Origin of the sequence: Hadarchaeum sp. (SeqCode) (assembly GCF_049969415.1) — an archaeon.
GTDB lineage: Archaea > Hadarchaeota > Hadarchaeia > Hadarchaeales > Hadarchaeaceae > Hadarchaeum.
The window spans coordinates 1-3,124 of the sequence record NZ_JBMFOX010000069.1; the positions used below are offsets into that span (position 1 = coordinate 1).

2 protein-coding genes, 1 tRNA gene and 1 rRNA gene are annotated in these 3,124 nt (G+C 37.5%); 2 read left to right on the plus strand and 2 right to left on the minus strand.

The annotated features are described in order from the left end of the window. Positions 1–509, plus strand: a 509-nt coding sequence (locus tag ACP5PX_RS07625; RefSeq protein WP_428085370.1) for an MBL fold metallo-hydrolase, incomplete at its 5' end; no start/stop codon positions are given. A 21-nt stretch (positions 510–530) separates the two neighbouring features. Here the strand turns inward: ACP5PX_RS07625 and ACP5PX_RS07630 are convergent. After that, a tRNA-Ala gene (locus ACP5PX_RS07630) sits at positions 531–602 on the minus strand. Between the two features lie 82 nt (positions 603–684). On the opposite strand from ACP5PX_RS07630, the gene ACP5PX_RS07635 reads away from it, so the two are divergent. Then, on the plus strand, positions 685–1,482 hold the full coding sequence (locus ACP5PX_RS07635; protein WP_428085371.1) for a hypothetical protein: 798 nt from the start codon (positions 685–687) through the stop codon (positions 1,480–1,482). Positions 1,483–1,557: 75 nt separating this feature from the next. Here ACP5PX_RS07635 and ACP5PX_RS07640 read toward each other — a convergent pair. After that, positions 1,558–2,995: ribosomal RNA gene (locus ACP5PX_RS07640) — 16S ribosomal RNA — on the minus strand. Between the last annotated feature and the right edge of the window lie 129 nt (positions 2,996–3,124).

A 3,124-nucleotide genomic window follows, 5' to 3' on the forward strand; every position in this document is an offset into this window, starting at 1 on the left:
ATTACATCGATGATAAGAAAAAAATACTTATTGACGCAGGGGTTTTTGTTAAACAGCCGATAGATCTAATTGTTATTACCCATTGTCACTTTGACCATATATTGTTTCTTAATGAATTAAAAAGAATCAATAAATGCAAAGTTGTTTGTGGGATAAAAGAAAGAGAAGCGATAGAAACTTTGAATGAAAAAGTGTTATTGGAAATGAGCCCGAAAAAATTATTGCCAACAAAAATCGATCAAACGGTAAAGGAAGGTGATATTATAAAAGGAGGTGGGCTCAATTTAAAAGTTCTAGAAACCCACGGACATACTGATGGGTCGATTTCTCTTTTTGAGGAAAAAAAGAAAATTCTTTTCTCAGGAGATGCATGGTTTGGGAAAAATTATCAAGGCAGATGGACATATCCTACAGGTTCGAGAATTGAAAGTAAGAAAACTTTAGAGAAATTAAAAAAATTAAACCCAAAGATTTTGTGTCCAGGGCATTGCAATGTGGTTTATTTTTAATTTATAGTTAGAAGGTTTAAGTGGACCGGCGGGGAATCGAACCCCGAACCTCCTCGTTGCAAGCGAGGCGATCTACCATTGATCTACCGGCCCATCAATAATTAATTGACTTTTAATTTTTATAAAATTCCACTACTTTAAAAAGATTTAAAGTTTAATCTTCTTTTTACTTTTTATGCCTTTAGTAACGATTCACTTTCACACAAAAGAAGGAGAAAAGCTTAACTTAGGAAAAAGCTCAGAAAAATTAGCAGAAGATTTTGAAAAAAGCAAGATAGACTATCTAATTCTCACGGATAAAGCTACTGCTTGTGAAAAAATTGATTTGCCGATTAAAGCTTATAAAAAAATTAAATCCTACCTCGATTCAAAAAAAGATAACTTAATCTTTGGTCTAGAGTTTTTAACCTACGATAATTTTCATGTTTTAGGGTTGTGCTTAAACGAGGAAAAATGGGAAAACAGAATAGCTCCAAAAAGTTTGGAAGATGTTTGCAGAGCAATAGAAAAGGACAACGGAATAATAGCAGTTCCCCATCAGTTCGGTATATGTGGTTTAGGGGAAAGAGTAAACAGAATTTACAAACTTTATGAGATCGGAGAGGTTTCGTGTAAACCTTTAATTGAAGTTAGCTATTACCTAGAGTGTGTACCTTCTTTAAGAAGAGAACTCACAAAATCTAACAAAAAAGCTATAGAGTATGCCCGAGAAAATGACTTGGCAATGTTTTCCGGTTTAGACTCCCGCTTTAAGAGTTTTGATTTAGCTTTTAACTCATGCAAAGAAGAACCAGAAATAGCATTAAGAAAAGCTTCAAACAACGGCTTTAAGAACGATTATGTAATTCCTTACATCACTCTTTCTCATTTTCCGATGTTCAGAGAAACTCTTTATTTGGTTAGAGACCATGGAATTGGTTTTGTAAGAACAGGAAAGTTTGGGTTTTTCGATTTTTTAATGGATTACTTTTAACTTTTTGTTTTGAAAAGAAATTCTCAGGTAGGTTTCTTTTTAGTGCCTAGAGGTATTACCGCACACAAAAACTTAAGGAGGTGATCCAGCCGCACGTTCCCGTACGGCTACCTTGTGGCGACTTTAGGCTCCTGGAAGTTCATTTTAAATCAACTCACCTCCAACTCATCATCGATCAGAGTCAAGCCAAATTATCATCTTTATCCTTGAACTTCCAGGGATTAGCCCCTCTCGCAGAACTCAAACTCGACTTTCCCATGAAGAGAAAGCCTTGTTTGAGTTCCACTCGATTGGCTTGACGGGCGGTGTGTGCAAGGAGCAGGGACGTATTCGACGAACGAACCCACGCAATATGAAGCATCTCCAGCCTCTTATCATAATTGCATGATGACGTTCGCCTACTAGGGATTCCGGCTTCATGAGGGTGAGTTACAACCCTCAATCCGAACTGAGCGTGCTTTTAGGGGATTAGCTTCTCCTTTCGGAGTCGCATCCCATTGTGGCACGCATTGTGCGTCGCGTGTAGCCCAGGGGATTCGGGGCATACGGACCTACCGTCGCCCACTCCTTCCTCCCACTTATCGCGGGCAGTCTCCCATGAGTGCCTCCTTTCCGGAGAAAGGAATGGCAACATGGGATGTGGGTCTCGCTCGTTAACCGACTTAACGGCACGCCTCACGGTACGAGCTGACGATGGCCATGCACCACCTCTCGGCTTGATCCCAATAGCAGTGTCTAACTTCGTGAGAAAGCTATTCTCCAAATTATATTAGCTGACCAATGGGATTTTGATTTGAACAGTTGGTAAGATATATTAAATTTTTGGAGTATTTTACAGAGTTGACTTTTTAATTTTTTGTTAGCAGTTGAAATGTAAGCTTTTCTACCTGAAAAGTAACCGTCACTATCTATTAATCCTTCTAGAATACCTCTTAAAAACTCGTTTGAAAAATTTAGATGGTTTAAAGTCTTATTTTTTGTATGCTCTAGTAGTTTCTGGACAAATGCCCTAGAATGCACTTCGATTATTATTTCTTTTTTATTATCTTCGTACACTCTTATTTTATGTAAACGAAAGAGTTTTCTAAGCATTATAGTTAACTTCTTTGCTATTTTACTGTCTCTTTCAGCAGAAAGAAAGAATCTTACTCGATAGATTCTATTATTCTTCGCTACAAAGAGGTTACCGTCTCCTATAAACATTCCTATTATATAACCCTTTTCACTTTCTGTTAAGTTTTCCCACTCGAGGTCTTGTAGCATATTTATGTCAGTTTTCGTTAACATGTTATTTATTATATATGTTCATATTTATATTTTTCTGACACTGCTATTTCTGGTAAGCCCTTCAGACTGACCCTCATCCTGCTGTCGCCCCTGGTAAGATTCCCGGCGTTGAATCCAATTGAACCGCAACGCCCACCCCTTGTGTGCTCCCCCGCCAATTCCCTTAAGTTTGATGTATAGGGAAAACACCTTCTGGTTTACTCCCCATAATTTAGGCAGAAGAAGTGGTGATATCTAATAAAAATTCTTTGAACTTCTTAAGCTCCGATAAAGTAAAAACTTTATCAAATGTTCTATTTAATACTTCTCTTCCCATTGGAGTCATACTTATTGGTATGATGCAAATAGTTAATAT